The sequence below is a fragment of the Shinella sumterensis genome, from assembly GCF_004514425.2.
GTDB classification, from domain to species: domain Bacteria; phylum Pseudomonadota; class Alphaproteobacteria; order Rhizobiales; family Rhizobiaceae; genus Shinella; species Shinella sumterensis.
The window spans coordinates 355,366-371,768 of the sequence record NZ_MYFN02000001.1; the positions used below are offsets into that span (position 1 = coordinate 355,366).

General features: G+C 62.1%; 18 protein-coding genes. 4 read left to right on the forward strand and 14 right to left on the reverse strand.

Translation table 11 applies throughout. The annotated features are described in order from the left end of the window. Positions 1–10: 10 nt before the first annotated feature. On the reverse strand, positions 11–1,354 hold the full coding sequence (locus B5M41_RS01710) for a glutamine synthetase family protein (RefSeq protein ID WP_134646393.1): 1,344 nt from the start codon (positions 1,352–1,354) through the stop codon (positions 11–13). A gap of 117 nt (positions 1,355–1,471) precedes the next feature. On the opposite strand from B5M41_RS01710, the gene B5M41_RS01715 reads away from it, so the two are divergent. Continuing rightward, positions 1,472–2,260 carry a helix-turn-helix transcriptional regulator gene (locus B5M41_RS01715; RefSeq protein ID WP_160870317.1) on the forward strand — a complete coding sequence of 263 codons (789 nt, stop codon included), beginning with the start codon at positions 1,472–1,474 and terminating at the stop codon, positions 2,258–2,260. A 152-nt stretch (positions 2,261–2,412) separates the two neighbouring features. On the opposite strand, the gene B5M41_RS01720 is transcribed toward B5M41_RS01715, so the two are convergent. The 13 genes from B5M41_RS01720 to B5M41_RS01780 form a co-directional block, all read right to left on the reverse strand. Continuing rightward, entirely contained in the window at positions 2,413–2,772 is a 360-nt protein-coding gene (locus tag B5M41_RS01720) for a cupin domain-containing protein (RefSeq protein ID WP_134646397.1), read from the reverse strand. 21 nt (positions 2,773–2,793) lie between these two features. Then, a complete protein-coding gene (locus B5M41_RS01725; RefSeq protein WP_134646399.1) occupies positions 2,794–4,179 on the reverse strand; it encodes an NAD(P)/FAD-dependent oxidoreductase in 1,386 nt (461 codons plus the stop codon). 15 nt (positions 4,180–4,194) lie between these two features. After that, the gene (locus B5M41_RS01730; RefSeq protein WP_134646401.1) at positions 4,195–5,310 is read right to left on the reverse strand and encodes an ABC transporter ATP-binding protein; all 1,116 of its coding nucleotides are present in this window, start codon (positions 5,308–5,310) and stop codon (positions 4,195–4,197) included. A gap of 2 nt (positions 5,311–5,312) precedes the next feature. Next, complete coding sequence (locus B5M41_RS01735) at positions 5,313–6,098, reverse strand: ABC transporter permease (RefSeq protein ID WP_134646403.1); 786 nt, start codon at positions 6,096–6,098, stop codon at positions 5,313–5,315. Positions 6,099–6,100: 2 nt separating this feature from the next. Next, on the reverse strand, positions 6,101–7,006 hold the full coding sequence (locus B5M41_RS01740) for an ABC transporter permease (protein WP_371731619.1): 906 nt from the start codon (positions 7,004–7,006) through the stop codon (positions 6,101–6,103). A 58-nt stretch (positions 7,007–7,064) separates the two neighbouring features. After that, the gene (locus B5M41_RS01745; protein WP_371731620.1) at positions 7,065–8,102 is read right to left on the reverse strand and encodes an extracellular solute-binding protein; all 1,038 of its coding nucleotides are present in this window, start codon (positions 8,100–8,102) and stop codon (positions 7,065–7,067) included. Between the two features lie 78 nt (positions 8,103–8,180). After that, the gene (locus B5M41_RS26980) at positions 8,181–8,798 is read right to left on the reverse strand and encodes a helix-turn-helix domain-containing protein (RefSeq protein ID WP_230639947.1); all 618 of its coding nucleotides are present in this window, start codon (positions 8,796–8,798) and stop codon (positions 8,181–8,183) included. Between the two features lie 115 nt (positions 8,799–8,913). Next, on the reverse strand, positions 8,914–9,675 hold the full coding sequence (locus B5M41_RS01755) for an ABC transporter ATP-binding protein (RefSeq protein ID WP_134646407.1): 762 nt from the start codon (positions 9,673–9,675) through the stop codon (positions 8,914–8,916). Beyond that, complete coding sequence (locus B5M41_RS01760) at positions 9,672–10,664, reverse strand: FecCD family ABC transporter permease (protein WP_134646758.1); 993 nt, start codon at positions 10,662–10,664, stop codon at positions 9,672–9,674. The genes B5M41_RS01755 and B5M41_RS01760 overlap by 4 nt, the downstream gene beginning before the upstream one ends. Before the next feature lie 62 nt (positions 10,665–10,726). Then, positions 10,727–11,746, reverse strand: coding sequence for an ABC transporter substrate-binding protein (locus B5M41_RS01765; protein ID WP_134646760.1), 1,020 nt, complete (start codon positions 11,744–11,746; stop codon positions 10,727–10,729). A 131-nt stretch (positions 11,747–11,877) separates the two neighbouring features. Further along, on the reverse strand, positions 11,878–12,687 hold the full coding sequence (locus B5M41_RS01770; RefSeq protein WP_134646409.1) for an NAD-dependent epimerase/dehydratase family protein: 810 nt from the start codon (positions 12,685–12,687) through the stop codon (positions 11,878–11,880). A 4-nt stretch (positions 12,688–12,691) separates the two neighbouring features. Beyond that, positions 12,692–13,141 (reverse strand): MarR family winged helix-turn-helix transcriptional regulator, encoded by a 450-nt coding sequence (locus B5M41_RS01775; protein ID WP_134646411.1) that lies wholly within the window; start codon positions 13,139–13,141, stop codon positions 12,692–12,694. A gap of 107 nt (positions 13,142–13,248) precedes the next feature. After that, positions 13,249–14,139 (reverse strand): LysR family transcriptional regulator, encoded by an 891-nt coding sequence (locus tag B5M41_RS01780; protein WP_134646413.1) that lies wholly within the window; start codon positions 14,137–14,139, stop codon positions 13,249–13,251. 95 nt (positions 14,140–14,234) lie between these two features. Here B5M41_RS01780 and B5M41_RS01785 point away from each other — a divergent pair, with 95 nt between their 5' ends. The 3 genes from B5M41_RS01785 (at position 14,235) to B5M41_RS01795 (ending at position 16,372) form a co-directional block, all read left to right on the forward strand. Further along, complete coding sequence (locus tag B5M41_RS01785) at positions 14,235–15,293, forward strand: aldo/keto reductase (protein ID WP_134646415.1); 1,059 nt, start codon at positions 14,235–14,237, stop codon at positions 15,291–15,293. 93 nt (positions 15,294–15,386) lie between these two features. Beyond that, on the forward strand, positions 15,387–15,941 hold the full coding sequence (locus B5M41_RS01790) for a nuclear transport factor 2 family protein (protein WP_102761916.1): 555 nt from the start codon (positions 15,387–15,389) through the stop codon (positions 15,939–15,941). Positions 15,942–16,045: 104 nt separating this feature from the next. Beyond that, the gene (locus tag B5M41_RS01795) at positions 16,046–16,372 is read left to right on the forward strand and encodes an Atu4866 domain-containing protein (protein WP_134646417.1); all 327 of its coding nucleotides are present in this window, start codon (positions 16,046–16,048) and stop codon (positions 16,370–16,372) included. The last annotated feature ends 31 nt before the right edge of the window (positions 16,373–16,403 follow it).

The following is a 16,403-nucleotide window of genomic DNA, read 5'->3' on the forward strand; positions in this document are numbered from 1 at the left end:
GGGCGCGGCATCAGACCACGCCCAGATAGCGCCGGATCTCCCATTCGCTGACTTGTCGCTGATATTCGGCATGCTCCACCTCCCGGCTTTCCGCGAAGCTCTCGACGAAATCGCTGCCGAACAGCTCTCTTGCCTTGCTGCTCGCGCGCAGGCGCGTGGCCGCCTCATGGAGATCGCGCGGAAAGACGGTTTCCGGCGCCGGTTTCGATGCATAGAAGTCCGCAGCGCTGCCCGGTGGCGGCTCGATGCCTTCGCGAATGCCGGCGAGGCCCGCGCCCAGCATCATCGACAGGGCCAGATAGGGATTGGTGTCCGCCGACGGCACGCGGAACTCGATGCGGGTGCTTTCCGGCTGGTCGTTGATGACACGCACGGCAGCAGTGCGGTTCTGCACCCCCCAATTGGCTGCCGTCGGTGCCCAGGCGCCCGGCACGAGGCGCTTGTAGGCGTTGACGGTGGAGGAGCACATGGCCAGAAGCTCCGGCATGAGCTTCAGGAGGCCGCCAAGGAAATGCCGCGCCGCCTTGCTGAGGCCATCAGACGTTGATGGATCGGAGAAGACCGGGCGGCCATCACGGTCGCGCAGCGACAGATGAAGGTGGCCCGACTGACCGGACAGCTTGGGCGACAGCTTTGACATGAAGCTCACCGTCTTGCCATTGCGGGCGAAGTACGCACGGGCAAAATTCTTGAAAAGCATCGCGTCGTCCGCCGCCTTGATACCCTTCGCATGATAAAGCGGCGCTTCGAAGCAGCCGGGACCGAGTTCCGTGTGGATGGCATCGAGCCTGACGCCCATGGTCTCCATCGTCGTTTCGAGGCCGGCCAGGAGATCGCCGTGAAGCGCCGACGTCTGAAGGGAATAGGTCCGGTTTCCCTGCGCGAAATGCGTGAGATCGCGATACTGCTTCGCTTTCATGCTCTCTGCGGTCTCATCGAAAACGAAGAACTCGAATTCGAAGGCGGCATGCACGTCAAAGCCGAGTTCGGCAGCCTCTTCGATCTGCGCCAGGCAGACATTGCGTGGCGAGCGACGGCCGAATTCGCCGTCGAAATCCGCGATGCACAGCGCCATGTTTTCGGCGAAGGGATATGTGCGGATCGTCGTCGCATCGAGCTTGGCCGGCCGATCGATAAACGATCCATCGCGATAGGTGTTTTCGGCAATGTCCCAGAAATAGAGAACCTCGCAGAACGGATAGCCGTCCTTGGCGAGCTTCACCGCCTTTTCGGCGGAGACCAGCTTGTCGCGGAATTCGCCTTCGGGGTCCACCATGCCGATATGGACTGACCGGGCGCCGATCTCTTGCAATTTCGTTTCGAAGGATTTGTTCGTATCCGGAGATTTCGGCATGACTTGTTCCCGTTGTTGCGGTTAGCCTAGGGCGTGATGTCGTTGCGTGAAAATATCCCCGGGGGGATAGAACGCGCTGTCGGGTTTCGACGTCGGCAAACGGGCAAGGGGCAGCGGTTGGATCAGGGGTTTGCAGCATGGAACAGCGCGCTTGCGGGCGCCATGAAGGCCGTCGGTACGGAAAGCTTTGGACAAAGCCTTGAAGCGGCGCTTGCGACCATCATCGATTTCGACGTGCTGATGGTGTTCGCCTATCGCGGCGCGGAAAAGCCTGTCTGCTGCTACCACAACATCGATCCGAAGCGGGCGCGAACCATCATCGACGCCTATACCGCCGGTCCCTACCTGCTCGACCCCTTCTATGGCGCGGCCCTGGACACGAAGAAGACGTCGATCCTTCGGCTGAAGGACATGGCGCCGGATCATTTCTACAGCTCGGAATATTATCGTCAGCACTATGTCCTGACGGGCATCAGGGATGAGGTCGGCATTCTGTGCCGCACGCCGAACTGGACCGGAATTGTCATCAGCTTCACGCGTCCCGTCACCGCGCCGGCATTCGGCCGACGGGATCTTTCCCTGATCCGCGGTGCGGAGCCCCTGCTTCGAACCATCTGCGAGAGACATTGGAGTGTCGTCGGCAGCGATACCGGTGCGGGCCCCGTGCCGGGACACGATCCCATCAATGATACTTTGAACCGGATGACGAACGGCGTGCTGACACCGCGCGAGATCGAGGTAACGTCATTGATCCTGCGCGGCCATTCCAACGCATCGATCGCCGCGACGCTTAAGATCACGTCAGGGACGGTGAAAATTCACCGGAAGAACATCCACCAGAAGTTGAACATCACGAGCCAGGCAGAGCTTTTCGGGCTTTTCATCCGAAAGCTGGCGAAACTCTGAAGTCTTGCGGATTTCCCTTGCGGAAATTGGGCGTTCACTCCGAACCGCCTGTTCCAGCCAAACAGCACGGTTGGCCTGGAGGTGTTCATAAGAGCGGTTCCTGACACTGAAATAAACAATCCAATCTCAGGAACCGGCTGCTTCGGGTTATATCAAACGCCGCCTGCGACCATCGTATAAATCTTGCGGGTCTGCTCGTGAATGGTCCATTCCCCACGCCAGCCGAGCGGAAGGACGAACATTTCGCCGGGACCGATTTCCCGGGAGGTGCCGTCGCCATTGTGAAGCGTCACGCGGCCGGTGAGAATGTAACAGATTTCGGCATTCTGGCTGCGGTCCGCGGTGAAGCGACCCGGCGTGCATTCCCAGATACCCGTCTCCATCTGGCCGTTTGCACTGCTCCACAGCTCCAGCGTCGCCTCCATCTGGTCGCCGGCGATAGAAGTGGGTTTGGGCGTGAATTCGCCGATCTCGCGGTCGTGAAGGTCGCCGAAATTCTCGAAATTGATCATTGAGTATGTCCTTGAAAGGCGTCAGTGGCCGGTAATAGCGTCCGCGATCGCGGCGAGCCTGGATGTTTGGGCAAGGCCGGCGAATTCGCGTTCGTCGGCAATTCGATAGAGCTGGTACATGGAATGCACGCCGAGCCAGCGGAATGGCTCCGGCTCCCATTTGCGCACCGTCCGGTTGACCCACGGCAGGCCGGTCAGCGCCGTTTCCCGGCCAAGGACGAGATCGGCGAGCGTGCGCCCGGCAAGGTTGGAGCTGGAGACGCCGAGGCCGACATAGCCGCCGGCCCAGCCGATCCCCGTCTGCCGGTCGAAGCCGGCCGTCGTGCACCAGTCGCGCGGCACGCCGAGCACGCCGCACCAGGCATGATCGATCCTCAACGACTTCGTCTGCGGCAGCAGGCGCGTCAGGATGGCATGCAGCGCTTCGATGGTTGCCTGTTGTGTCTGGCCGTTGATGTCTGTCTTCGAGCCGAAACGGTAGGGCACGCCGCGTCCGCCCATGGTGATGCGGCCCTCGCGGGTGCGCTGCGCGTAGCAATAGGCATGCGCGGCATCGCCGAGCAGTTCATGCCCCTCCCAGCCGATCTGCTCCCACAATGCGTCAGGCACGGGCTCGGTGACGATCTGCGCGCTGTTGAGCGGCAGCCAGGTGCGCTCTTCTCCCGGCAGGCCGGCGGTGAAACCTTCAGTTGCGCGGATGATGACGGGTGCGAGCACCGTGCCGCGATCGGTCGTCACACGGCCCTTCTCGAAAGCGGTGACGGCCGTGCCTTCGAAAATCGGAACGCCAAGCCGCTCGACCACCGCAGCGAGCCCGCGCACGAGCTTCGCCGGCTGCACGCGCGCCATATCGCGAATGACGAAGCCGCCCTTCACGTTTGCGATGCGGATGCGTCTGGCGGCCTCTTCAGCCGACAGCATTTCGATCTGCTCGGGCGGCATCTCCCAGTCGAGATAGAACTGATACTCCTCCCGCGCGCGGTCGAGCTGCGGCTGGTTGGTGGCGACGGTCAGGTTGTCGGCGCGCAGGATATCGGCATCGATGCCTTCCGTTTCCGCCACCCGGATCACCTCGTCGACCGTACCCGCCATCGCACGCTGCATGTCCACAACGGCGCCACGGGTAGATGTCTTCAGGTATTTTTCGCGCGACCATCCGAACCCGCCGGAAAGCCAGCCGCCATTGCGGCCGGATGCGCCGAAGCCGGCGAATTCGCGCTCCACGACGACGATGTCGAGCGAAGGATTGGCCTTCTTCAGATAGTAGGCGGTCCACAGGCCCGTATAGCCGGCGCCGATGATGCAGACATCGGCGGTGCGGTCGCCGGGCAAGGGAGAACGCTTCTGCGGCAAGCCGCCGATATCGGCATACCAGAAGGAGATGTTACCGTTGGTCTTGACGTCCATGGCAGAGCTTTCGGTTCAGGTCAGCGTCACGTCGGCGCTGGCATCGTCGGGGAGGAGGATAAGATCGGAGGGCAGGAAGGTAACGTCGACGGTGTCGCCGATCGCGAAATCTGCGGAGCCCAGCGGGCTGCGCACGACTGCGGTGGTGCCGTCGGCCAGCCGGATTTCATATTTCGAGCCGGAGCCGAGATAGATCGCTTCCACGACCGTACCTGCCAGACGGTTCTCGCCGGACACGATATCCGCGCCGGTGCGCTTCAGCGCCAAACGCTCGGGCCGCAGAAGGATGACCGGACGCGCGTCACCGGCCAGATGGCCATGCGCGAGAACCTTCTGGCCACCGATGGTCATGACCGTGTCGCCGCCTGAAATCTCGGCGGTTCCGCGCAAAATGGTGGACTCGCCGATAAAGCGGCCGACGAAGAGCGTCGCCGGGCTGTCATAGAGTTCCCGTCCCGTGCCGATCTGCTCGATCCGGCCGCCGTTGAACACGGCGATGCGGTCGGACAGCACCAGGGCTTCCTCCTGATCGTGCGTGACATACACAAAGGTGGTGCCGAGTTCACGATGGATGCGCTTGATCTCCAGTTGCAGCCATTCGCGCAGCTTCTTGTCGAGCGCACCAAGCGGTTCATCCATCAGCAAAAGCGGCGGATCGAAGACGAGCGCGCGGGCGAGTGCCACGCGCTGCTGCTGGCCACCCGAAAGTTCGCTCGGATAGCGATGGGCGAAGTCGGCCATCTTCACCATGTCGAGGGCGCGGTGGACGCGCTTGTCGCGTTCGTCGCCCTTGATGCCGCGCAGCGTCAGCGGATAGGCGACGTTCTTGCCCACCGTCATGTGCGGGAAGAGGGCGTAGTGCTGAAAGACCACGCCGATGTTGCGCTTGTGGGAGGGCAGGCCGGTGACGCTCTTTCCGCCAATTTCGAGTACGCCCGAGGTGATGTCGGTAAAGCCTGCGATCAGGTTCAGCGTCGTCGTCTTGCCGGAGCCCGATGGACCCAGCAGTGTCATGAATTCGCCGGGACGGATATGCAGGTCGATGTCGTTGAGTGCCGTAAAGCGACCGTAGCGTTTGGAGGCCTTTCGAATTTCGATCGCGGCACCCGCGGAGCGTTGGGAAACAGGCATGGTCAGGTCCTTTCGCGGCGCATGCCCAAGAGGAGGCCGGCGATGATGATGAGCGACGTGGCGAGGAAGAGCAGCGTGCCGACGGCCGCGACCGTTGGGTCAGCGTCGCGCGTTATCGACGTGTAGATCTGAACCGGCAGCGTCTTGAGATAGGGGCTGGTGATGAACAGCGCGACGATGATCTCATCGAACGATGTGATGAAGGCGAAGAGCGCGCCCGATAGCACGCCCGGCAGGATCAGCGGCAGCGTCACCGTACGGAACACGGTCAGGCGGCCGGCGCCCAGGCTCGAGGCTGCCGTTTCCAGCCGGCGGTCGAAGACCTCGAGGCTCGCCTGCACGGCGATCAGCACGAAGGGAATGGCAAGCATGGTGTGTGCCAGCACGAAGCCGGTGACGGTGCCGACGAGGTGCGTATCGAGATAGACCGCATAGATGCCGATCGCCAGCACCACGCCGGGCACGACCATCGGCGTGATGAGCAATGCACGCAGCAGGCCGCCCGTGCGCGCGGCGGCGCGGCTGACACCGAAGGCCGCGAGCGTGCCGATTACGGTCGCCACGACGGCCACGATGATGGCCACGATCAGCGAGTTGGAGAAGCTCGTCGTCCAATCCGGGCTGCTGAAGAAATTTTCGTACCACTGCCAGCTGAAGCCGACGGGCGGGAAGGCGAGCGACTTGTTTCCGTTGAACGACATCGGGATGACGACCAGTGTCGGCGCAAGAAGCAGGATCGCCACGAGCAGGCAGAAGAGTCCGAGAAGAATGCGCGGGAAGGACGGCATGGTCACGCCTCCCTGCGCGAGGATGTGTGTTTCTGGCGCATCAACGGCGCGGCGATGGCGAGCAGCACGAAAGTGGCGACGAGGAGCACGACACCCATGGCACCGCCGCGGCCCCAGTTGAGCAGGCTGAGCACCTGGTTCTGCACAAGCGACGACAACAGGATGCTGCGCGGGCCCCCCAGCAGCGCCGGCGTGATGTAGAAGCCGAGCGAGAGAATGAAGACGATGATCGCGCCGGCGTAAACGCCGGGCAGAGAGAGCGGAACGTAAATCTGGAGGAACGCCTTCCAGGGCCGTGCGCCCAGGCTCCGCGCCGCTTGCAGCAGACGTGTGTCTATGCCCTTCATCACGGAATAGATCGGCAGGATCATGAAGGGCAGCAGGACCTGCGTCATGCCGATGACGACGCCCGGAAGCGTGCGGATAAGCTTTACGGGCGAAAGGCCGATGCCGCGCAGGATGGAGTTTATGACGCCGGAATCCTGCAGGAGGATGACCCATGCGAGCGTGCGCACCACGCCGCTGAGCCAGAAAGGCACCAGCACGCACAGGATGAGCGCCAGCCGCATGTTCCTGCCGACGATGGTCATGGCATAGGCGTAGGGATAGGCGCAGATGAGGCAGGCGAGCGTGACCCAGGCGGCGACGACGAAGGTCCTCTGCAAGACGGTGCGGTTGACGGCCGACTGGAAGAACCAGACGTAGTTGTCGATGCCGATCGCGGGATCGGAAAAAGAGCGCCAGACCACGATACCAAGTGGATAGGCAAGCGCAACGAGCAGCACCAAAACGGCGGGAGCGGTTAGCCACACAGCGCCCCGCGGGCGCAAACGCGGCAGGAACGGCGAGTGCGCGGCATCGACGGCTGTACCGGCTCGCTGGCCGTCATCGGGCGTGGCTGTCATCATCATCTCCCGTTTGGAAAGCAAGCCCGGCGCGACCGGGCTTGCAAGGCAGGCGATCGGCTCAGTTGCCGGAAAGAAGCGCATTCCACTTCTCGGCGGCGAGATCGAAGTTCTTCACCCAGAACGGGATGTTCTGCTGATAACCCTGCGCGTTGCGTTCGGGCGTCGAGGTGAGGAAGGCAGCCGTCGCCTCGTCGACCTTCGGCTTCGCGTCCATGTTGATGGGCGTGTAGGAGGTTTTTTCCGTGAGCACGGCCTGCGCGTTCGCGCCGAGATAGGCGTTGATGAGTGCATAGGCCGCATCCGTATCCTTGACGCCCACCGGGATGGTCAGCTGGTCCATGACGACGAGCCAATCCTGCCAGACCGGCGTATAGGCCGCACCGTTCTTGACGGCCGTCATCGCGCGGCCGGTCCACATCATGATCATGTCGGCTTCGCCGGATTCGGCAAGCTGCTGGCTCTCGGCGCCGGTTTTCCAGTAGATCGTGTCGGGGCCGAGATCGCGCAGTTTCTGGATGCCTTTCTCGATATCGTCCGATGTCATCGCCTTCGGATCGCCGCCGGCCGCCTTGAAAGCCTGCTCGATCAGGCCGCCTGTCGGATCGCCCGAGCCGTCGATGGCGCGCACGCCCGGGAACTTTTCGGTGTCGAAGAAGTCGGCCCAGCTCTTCGGCGGGTTATCCTTGTAGGCCTCGTTCTTGTACATGAGGACGACGCCGTAGTTCATCGCCGGAACCGAGCATTCGCCGACCTGACCCTGGGGGATCTTCGAGACGTCGAGCTTGGAAAGATCGAGTTTCTGGAAGAGCGTGCCACAATGGACGTAGGGTGGCAGGTCGGCGGTATCGACCACGTCCCAGGTGACGTTTCCGGCATCGACCTGCGCCTTCAGCTTGGCGATTTCGGTCGGGCCGTCGTTCAACAGCGTCACGCCGGACTTGTCGACAAATTCCTTGAGGGCGGCGACCTGACCATCCTGATAGATGCCACCATAGGACACGAAGGTCAGGGTCTTGCCCTTCAGCGATCCTTCCTTGACCTCGCCTGCGACCGGCTTGTCCTGTGCGAATGCCGGCAACGCCAGGGCGCACGTCATCGTTAGGGCCAAGGCCCTCGAAATTTTCTTCATGTTGATACTCCCAGTAGCGCTCGCGTTACGTTGTTCCTGCCGGGGCTACGAGCCGGGCCGAGGCAGGTATTGGTCGAGTTCATCCGCGACGCTGGTGGGCGGCGCGATCATCCAGATGACTTCAGCGGTTTCCGTGCCGATATTGACGGTCTTGTGCGGAACCGAGCTTGGATATTCAATGCTGTCACCGGATGACAGCCTATGGCGCTCCTCGCCGAGGGTGAGTTCCACCTCGCCGCGGATAACGAAGAAGAGTTCCTGCGAATCCCCGTGGCTATAGGGTTTGTCACCCGTCGAGCCACCCGGATCGAACTCGCCGATATAGACTTCCATGTCGCGGATCGGACGCCGGGACAGCAGCATCTTGCGATACCCTTCCGCCGGCGGCAGCGCCGGACGTTCCGCCTTGCGCAGTACGCGGCCGACGGCCGGTGAGCCATCGTCGAAAAGATCGGTCAGGCTGATGCCGAGCGCGCCGGCGATGCGCATCAGCGTGCTGATGTTGACGCCGCTGAGGCCTCGCTCGAGCTGGCTGAGAAAACTCGCCGTGGTGCCCGTCGCGTCGCCAAGGGCGCGAAGCGACATGCGCCGGGCGGTACGGAAGGCCTTCACCTTCTCGCCGATGCCCGACTGATTGTCCGCGTTTACCGAAATCTCGTTCACGGCCTCACCCTTCACTTAACGCCATATTAAGTGAAGGGCGAAGATTAGCAATATCGAAATGCGTGATTCCGATTTTTAATTTGGACGACCGCCGGCGGCTTGCAAACCTCGTCGATCACCGCACGAAATGGATGTGCGGCCTCGCATGATAGGGGGAGGGCGATACGTGCGCCTCCACGGAGAAAACATCGCCGAGCAGCTCGCGGGTCAGCACGTCTTCAGGCGCCCCGGCCGCAATGATCTTTCCCGACTTCATGACAAGCAGCCGATCGCAAAACATCGCAGCATGGTTCAGGTCATGCAGCGCGATGATGCTGGTCACCTCAAGCTGGGAAACGAGCCGCAGGAGGCTGATCTGGTGGTGTACGTCGAGATGGTTCGTCGGCTCGTCCAGGATGAGTTCTTTCGGCGACTGGGCAAGAGCACGGGCGAGGTGGGCGCGTTGCTTTTCCCCACCCGACAGGCTCTGCCAGGTGTCGTTGCGTTTCGCGGTCAGCTCCGTTCGATCAAGCGCATCGTTGACGGCAGCATCGTCGTCGCTGGTCCACCCGGAAAACATCGATCGATGCGGGAAACGGCCAAGCTTGACGACGTCCACGACCTTGAGATTGGCGTTGGTTGTTGCATGTTGCTCGATAAAGGCCACGCGCTGTGCGATCGCGCGTCGGCGGATCCTGCCGATGTTTTGCCCGTCGAGTGTGACTTGCCCCGAAAGAGGCCGCTTCAGTCCCGCCAGCAGCCGCAGCAGCGAGGTCTTGCCCGAGCCGTTCGGCCCCAGCAATCCCAGCATTTCACCGGGCTTGGCAATGAGCGAGACATCGTCGACGATCGTCTTCGCGCCGACCTTCCAGACCAGATTTTCCGCCCTGATGCTCATGATGCCCGCTGGAGCTTGTAGAGAATGATTGAGAAGAAGGGGACGCCAACCAGTGCGGTAACGACGCCGATCGGCAGCACCTGCTGAGGGATGAGCGTGCGCGAGGCAATATCGGCCAAAACCATGAACACCCCACCCGTGACCGCGCAGGCAGGCAGAAGCCGCGCGTGAAGGGGACCCACCACGAAGCGGGCGGCATGCGGTACGACAAGCCCGACGAAGCCGATCGTTCCGACCATGCTGACGATGGTCGCGGTCATGATTGCCGTCAGCGCGAAGAGAATGATCCGCGTTCGACCGACGTCGATCCCGAGGGAGGAGGCGGCCTCATCGCCGAAAGCAAAGGCGTCAAGCACGCGAGCGTAAAAGAGACAGACGATCAATCCCAATCCAACAATGATGGAGACCAGCCAGAATTCCGGCCAGCGAACGCCGCCGAAGCTGCCAAGCAGCCAGAACATCACGTCGCGGGCCTGCTGGGCATTGCCGGAGGTGGTGACGATGTAAGAAGTTGCCGCATTGAAGAGCTGCGATGTCGCAACGCCCGCCAGGATCGTTCTGTCGGCTCCGCCGCGTGCTCCGTTGGACAGAAGCGCCACAAACAGAAATGCGGCGAAGGCTCCGGCAAATGCGCCTGCCGAAAGCGAGAACGCGCCTGCGCCGATGCCGAGGATGACGACCGCCACGGCGCCGGTCGAAGCACCGGCGGAGATGCCGAGCACGTAGGGCTCTGCCAAAGGGTTGCGCAGCATCGCCTGCATGATCGCGCCGCACAGCGCCAGGCCCGCGCCGCAGAACACCGCGACCAGCGCGCGGCTCAGCCGGTATTCCCAGATCACGGTCTCGTGGATGGGGTTGAGCTGGACCATCGTCCAGCCCAGCCTGTTCGTGATCGCCGAATAGGTGGTCGACAAGGGGATGGGCATGTCACCGATCCCCACGCTGATCCCGACGACCAGCGCTATGGCCACGAGCGAGCCCAGAATGATCCCCGCGGCGACCGTGAGGTGCCGAGGTTGTCGTCCCGACGAACTGCGGATCGTCTCGGTCGTCACTTCAGGCCAAGCGTTTTCAGCTGTTGGGCGATCTGTTCGGCGCCGTAGATCGTCCGCACGGTCGGGTTCATGGCCTGGCCGTCCATGACCACGATCGCCTTGTTCTTGACGGCGGGCATCTGGCTCGTGCCGGGATCCGTCGTGAGGAACTTGATCTTGGCCTCCGACTTGTCCAGGTCCCAGCGGTTGCGATCGACCTGCGCGACCACGATGACATCGGGATTGCTGGCGATGATGCTCTCCCAGCCGAGCGCAGGCGACTCGGCCTCGGAGGTGATGGCGTTCGTTCCGCCCAGCACATCGGCGATATAACCGGAAGCGCTGTTCTTGCCGCCGAGATAGGCGTCGGCGGACGGCGAGGGGCTGGAGAACCAGAAGACGTAGGACAGCTTCTTCCCGTCCTTCGGTGCATCGGCGCGCAGCGCGGCCTCACGCTTCTTCAGGTCGGCAATGAGCGCGTCGCCCCGATCGCGCACGTCGAAAATCTGGGCGATCTCGTCGATCTCCCGGTAAAGCGTGTCCGGGTTCCAGAGCTGCGACCGGTCGCCGTAACCGAACTTGTCCTTGGCGCCACCTTCGGCGACGCAGGTGCTCGGCGAGATGTAGCTCGGCACGCCAACCTTCTCGAAGTCCTCGCGCTTGGCAACCTTGCTGGAGGGGCCAATCAGGCTCGGCAGGGCGGCTGCGACGAAATCCGGGGTCTGCGCCAGAATGGCTTCGAAGGTCGGAAACTCGACCGTCAGGACTTTGACCTTCGCGTTGGCCTCGGCCAGTTGCGGAAGAACCTTGTTCGGCCAGAACGCCGTGCCGACCATCCTGTCTTCAAGGCCGAGAAGCAACATGATTTCCGCGCTGTTCTGGCCAAGTCCGACGGCGCGTTCCGGAGCCTTGTCGAAGGTCACCGTCGCGCCGCAGTTCTCGATTGTCAGCGGATAGGTGGTCGAGGCTGCAAAACCCGGTGTCGCCAGCATGCCAATAACGGCGCAGACAGCCGCACTCACAAACACCCTGTTCATCGTCTCGCTCATCCTTGTTTCCGGTCGGGACAAAATATGAGCGCTCTGTAATCCTCGGCGCAAAGGAAAACAAGAGCGTTTTCCTCACCTTTCTCCTGCGCGTCGCACAGGGCTGGCCGCCGCGATGGCCTTTACGAGATGCCCTCCTGCCACGCCTGATAGACGGTCCTTATGCCGGGGCGGAAACCGAGGCTGCGGGCGAGGGATGTGTCGACATGCAGGTACCATGGATTTGCAAGAGGCTCGGCGCTTGATTTCATGGGGGACCCGACGATTCCCGCGAGTTCGTAGATGGAGGAGGGGGCTTCGTCCGCAACGTTTACAACGCGTCGGTCGAAAGCACCCCTGAGCGCCAGCGTGACCGCCTGTGCGATGTCGCGATGGTGGATCGTGCTCATGCGCTGTGCCGGATGCCAGGTGCCGACGTGATCGGGCAGGGATTCGAGATGTCCGTCCCCATCACCATAGACGAAGGGAAAGCGAAGGATCGACCAATTCAACCCGCTTTCACGCAGCTCCCGTTCTGCTGCAACCTTGCTTGCGGGGTAGGCGTGTTGTGGGTCGACCGGATCGTCTTCCCGTCCCGGATGCGGATTGTCCTTGTTGTAGACATGGCTGGTGCTCGACATAATGAAGCGCGCATCGGGAGCATGGGCCTTCACGGCCGCGATCAGGTTGCGCGTCCCATCGAGATTGCTTTTCCAGATGAGATCGGTGTCCTGCGTTCGGAAGACGGCCGCGAGGTGCACGACGGCAGAAATCTTCGTGACGGCCTTCGCCAAGCTCGAAGGGTCGAGAATATCGCCCGTAACCCCTGTGGCGCCCGCGGGGCAATCCTTGCCAGGCCGAAGCAGGACGCGGCAGGCAAAGCCGGCCTCGGCCAGCCGCGGGACAAGTCGCTCACCCACGAGCCCGGTGGCCCCGGTAATCAGTACGGTCATCTGCTCAATCCTTTCTCAACAGGGTCTGCAGTCGTTCTGTCGCTGATTTGAGAACACGTATGGTCGTGGCCAGATCAGCCTCGCTAATTCCGCCGAAAGCAGCATCGTGAATGAAAGAAAGATCAGGGAGCCGTCGCCATAGCGCCTCTCCCGTCGCCGTCAATGTCAGCAGACGTTGTCGCTGATCGTCGCCATCCGCGGTCTGCGCAACCAGATCCTTGCGGACGAGCGTTGCGATGATTCCGCTCAAGGTGGCGCGTTCGAGTTCCAGAGCGCGACCGAGGTCGCGCTGGACGGACGGGCCGTTGTTGACGAGATACCAGAGGACATACCACTGCGTGGACCCCAGATCGAAGGGTCTTAGGCGCTCGTCCATGAGGGCCCGGCCGGCGAAATAGCACCGCTTGGTCCAGGCGCCCACGGAGAGATTTTTGGTGTCCGACTGATCGTGCATTGAAAACTCATTCGTTTGCTACCTAACGATAATTGCAAGGTAGCGAACGAATGTCAAGGCTCAAGGAGAGTGGGCCAGGTAAGACGACAGCGATGTCACGATGGGCGCTATCGCCACCGCTTCACATGGTCGACGAGCGCACGCAGTTTCGGAGCGAGATTGCGCCGGCTGGGGTAATAGAGAAAAAACCCGGCAAAGGGTGGACAATAGTCCTGAAGCAGGGGAACCAGCTGGCCGGATTCGACATAGGGCTTGAAGGTGTCCTCCATGCCGAAGGTGATGCCTCCGCCGGCACAGGCTGTGCGGATCATAAGCAACATGTCGTTGGTGGTGATCTGGGGATCGACTGCCACATCGAAATCGCGCCCATCCTGGCCGAATTCCCAGCGATAGGGTGCGCTGTGCGGCGCCGGGCGCCAGCCGATACAGCGATGCGCTGAAAGCTCCGAAGGATGCGCGGGCATGCCGAAACGTTCGATGTAGGATGGCGCGGCGAAGGCGCCCTGGCGCTGATCGCCCGAGACGGGAACGGCAATCATGTCCTGATCGATGACTTCGCCCAGCCGTACCCCCGCGTCATAGCCTTCCGCGACGATGTCGAACTCCTCGTCCGTGACCGTCACGTCGATCTGAACGGCGGGACAGGCATCCGCAAAACGCGCCAGAAGCGGCCCGGAAATGAACTGTTCGGCGATGGACGACACGGCCAGCCGCAAGAGCCCGCTTGGTGCGCTGTCGCGGTCTGCCGTTGCGTCGAGCGCCAGTCCGACTTCGGAAATCGCCGGCGCCACACGCTGGTACAGTTGTTCGCCGGCCTCCGTGAGGCTGACGCTGCGCGTCGTGCGACGCACGAGCGCCACGCCGAGCCGATCTTCGAGACGACGGATGGCCTGGCTGATGGCTGGCCGCGTGACGCCCAGATTCTCCGCGGCCACGCGAAAGCTGCGCGCTTCCGCGATTGCCAGGAAAACAGAAATGCCGTTCAGATCGATCGCCATTGGTTAGATAGATTTACCAGCGTGGTCATCATTGGGCAAGTTGTTTGATCTTATCGAGCCGTCTACCTTGTTCTCGCAACCAGGAGAGAGCTGACATGGCGCTTGATGATTATAAACTTCTTGGACGGTCGGGCTTGCGCGTTTCACCGCTGAGCCTGGGAACGATGACCTTCGGTTCCGAGTGGGGCTGGGGTGCCGACGGCAACGAGGCGCGCCGCATTTTCGATCTTTATGTCGACCGGGGCGGCAACTTCCTCGACACGGCGGTCAACTATACCGATGGCGGTGCCGAACGCCTGCTTGGAACCTTCATCGCCGACAAGCGCGAGCGGATCGTTCTTGCGACGAAATTTACCATGGCACGCGACCCAGGCAACCCGAACTCGGGCGGCAACCACCGCCTGAACATGCTTCGCTCCGTCGAGCAGAGCCTGAAGCAGCTCGGCACGGATCGTATCGACCTTCTTTATCTTCACGCATGGGACATGACGACCCGGCCGGACGAGGTGATGAGGGCACTCGATGACCTCGTTCGTTCCGGGAAAGTGCTCTATCTCGGCATATGCAACACACCTGCTTGGCGCGTTGCACAGATGCAGACACTCGCCGATATCAGAGGCTGGTCTCCATTCGTTGCGCTACAGATCGAGTACAGCCTCGTCGAGCGGACCGTCGAGCATGAGCTTCTGCCGGCGGCAGCGGCTCTGGGTCTCGGCGTGCTTCCATGGTCGCCGCTCGGCGGAGGCGTGCTCACAGGCAAGTACTCCCTTGCCGATGTCGAGGATTCGCAAGAGGCAGCCGTGTCCGCCACCCGCAAGGGTGTCATAGCCTCGTCCGGGCATCTGAACCGGCGTGCGATCGACATAGCAAACGAGGTTCGAACCGTCGCGGAAGAGGCCGATTCCACGCCGTCGCGCGTGGCGCTTGCCTGGACGCTGGCCAACCCGGCCGTCGTCTCCCCCATCATCGGCGCGCGCACGCTTGCCCAGGCCGAGGACAATCTCAAGGCTCTGGATCTGGCGCTCACGCCGGAGCAACTGGATCGACTGGACCGGTTCAGCGCGCCGGCCCCCGTCTTTCCCGCCCGCTTCACGCAACGTCCCCTTGTCCAGCAACTGATCTTCGGCGGTGCGGCGGTCGAACGCCGTAACTGACCGTTGAAACGCGAGTCTCATCGACGGTGCATCCGGTTTCATTGCTCGTCGATAGGCCCCGCCAAGTCCCCAGCAACAGAAAGGATCGATACCATGACCATTTTTCCGACACGCCAGCGGGTTGCCGGCGCGAGCCATACGGCTCTGATCACAGTGGCATTGCTGTCGCTCGCCCTGCCGGGTCCAGCCATCGCCAACACAACGGCAACGCAGGTGCAGGCTGCCGATAGCGCCGCGGTCGAGCAACGGAACAAGGCGATCGTCGAGGCCGCCTTCGAAAAATGGCGCGGAGGCACCTATGTCTTCGCGGAACTCCTCGCCCCCGACGTCGTCTGGACAATTCATGGCTCGGGCCCGGTGGCCGGCACCTATCGAAACCAGAAGGATTTCGTCGAACAGGCCTCTCTTCCCCTGACCAGCCGCCTTGCGACGCCGATCATGCCGCAGGTGCACAACATCTTTGCCGACGGCGACACGGTCATCATCCGCTTCGACGGGACGGCGACGACGACGTCCGGCGCACCTTACCGCAACCAGTTCGTCTGGATTCTCAAGATGAAGGACGGCCTCGTGGTCAATGCGGAAGCCTTCCTGGATCTTGTTGCCTATCAGCAGGTCGTGGATAACAACGCCCCGCGTTCCCAATGACCGATGCTGCGGTTCGGCAGACCTGCGCGTCTGCCGGACCGGCACCGCGCGCGTATTCGCGCCCTCACCAGACCGCCAACAGCAACGTCTAAAGGAGCCAGACCATGCGACCGGCATTCGCAGCCCTCGTCACTGCCACCCTTTCGTTTCAATCCGTAGAAGCACAGGAAACAAATTTGCAGCCGAACCATCCCTACGCCGGCATGTGGGTCACCGACGACAACCGAGTCCGCCACGAACTTCTGCCGAACGGACGCTATGTCGAAGCGCGCGGCCAGCGCGAACGAGCCTATGAAGGCCGCTATGAAGTCGACGGAACGCATATCGAGTACTGGGACGACACGGGCTTTACCGCCGACGGCGATTTCGTCGATGCCAACACCTTGCACCATGGCGGCATGATCTTGCGTCGAAAGCCGGCGACACCCTGACATATCGAACGAGCCTGCGCTGCGCGATTGG

What these genes read in the sequence shown, in the direction of transcription:
- B5M41_RS01720 (WP_134646397.1), bottom strand. Translation starts at nt 2,772, where the DNA reads ATGATCAATTTCGAGAATTTCGGCGACCTTCACGACCGCGAGATCGGC.
- B5M41_RS01745 (WP_371731620.1), bottom strand. Translation starts at nt 8,102, where the DNA reads ATGACGTGCGCCCTGGCGTTGCCGGCATTCGCACAGGACAAGCCGGTC.
- B5M41_RS01790 (WP_102761916.1), top strand. Translation starts at nt 15,387, where the DNA reads ATGACCATTTTTCCGACACGCCAGCGGGTTGCCGGCGCGAGCCATACG.
- B5M41_RS01775 (WP_134646411.1), bottom strand. Translation starts at nt 13,141, where the DNA reads ATGCACGATCAGTCGGACACCAAAAATCTCTCCGTGGGCGCCTGGACC.
- B5M41_RS01765 (WP_134646760.1), bottom strand. Translation starts at nt 11,746, where the DNA reads ATGAACAGGGTGTTTGTGAGTGCGGCTGTCTGCGCCGTTATTGGCATG.
- B5M41_RS01710 (WP_134646393.1), bottom strand. Translation starts at nt 1,354, where the DNA reads ATGCCGAAATCTCCGGATACGAACAAATCCTTCGAAACGAAATTGCAA.
- B5M41_RS01740 (WP_371731619.1), bottom strand. Translation starts at nt 7,006, where the DNA reads ATGATGACAGCCACGCCCGATGACGGCCAGCGAGCCGGTACAGCCGTC.
- B5M41_RS01770 (WP_134646409.1), bottom strand. Translation starts at nt 12,687, where the DNA reads ATGACCGTACTGATTACCGGGGCCACCGGGCTCGTGGGTGAGCGACTT.
- B5M41_RS01785 (WP_134646415.1), top strand. Translation starts at nt 14,235, where the DNA reads ATGGCGCTTGATGATTATAAACTTCTTGGACGGTCGGGCTTGCGCGTT.
- B5M41_RS01735 (WP_134646403.1), bottom strand. Translation starts at nt 6,098, where the DNA reads ATGCCGTCCTTCCCGCGCATTCTTCTCGGACTCTTCTGCCTGCTCGTG.
- B5M41_RS01730 (WP_134646401.1), bottom strand. Translation starts at nt 5,310, where the DNA reads ATGCCTGTTTCCCAACGCTCCGCGGGTGCCGCGATCGAAATTCGAAAG.
- B5M41_RS01725 (WP_134646399.1), bottom strand. Translation starts at nt 4,179, where the DNA reads ATGGACGTCAAGACCAACGGTAACATCTCCTTCTGGTATGCCGATATC.
- B5M41_RS01780 (WP_134646413.1), bottom strand. Translation starts at nt 14,139, where the DNA reads ATGGCGATCGATCTGAACGGCATTTCTGTTTTCCTGGCAATCGCGGAA.
- B5M41_RS01755 (WP_134646407.1), bottom strand. Translation starts at nt 9,675, where the DNA reads ATGAGCATCAGGGCGGAAAATCTGGTCTGGAAGGTCGGCGCGAAGACG.
- B5M41_RS01795 (WP_134646417.1), top strand. Translation starts at nt 16,046, where the DNA reads ATGCGACCGGCATTCGCAGCCCTCGTCACTGCCACCCTTTCGTTTCAA.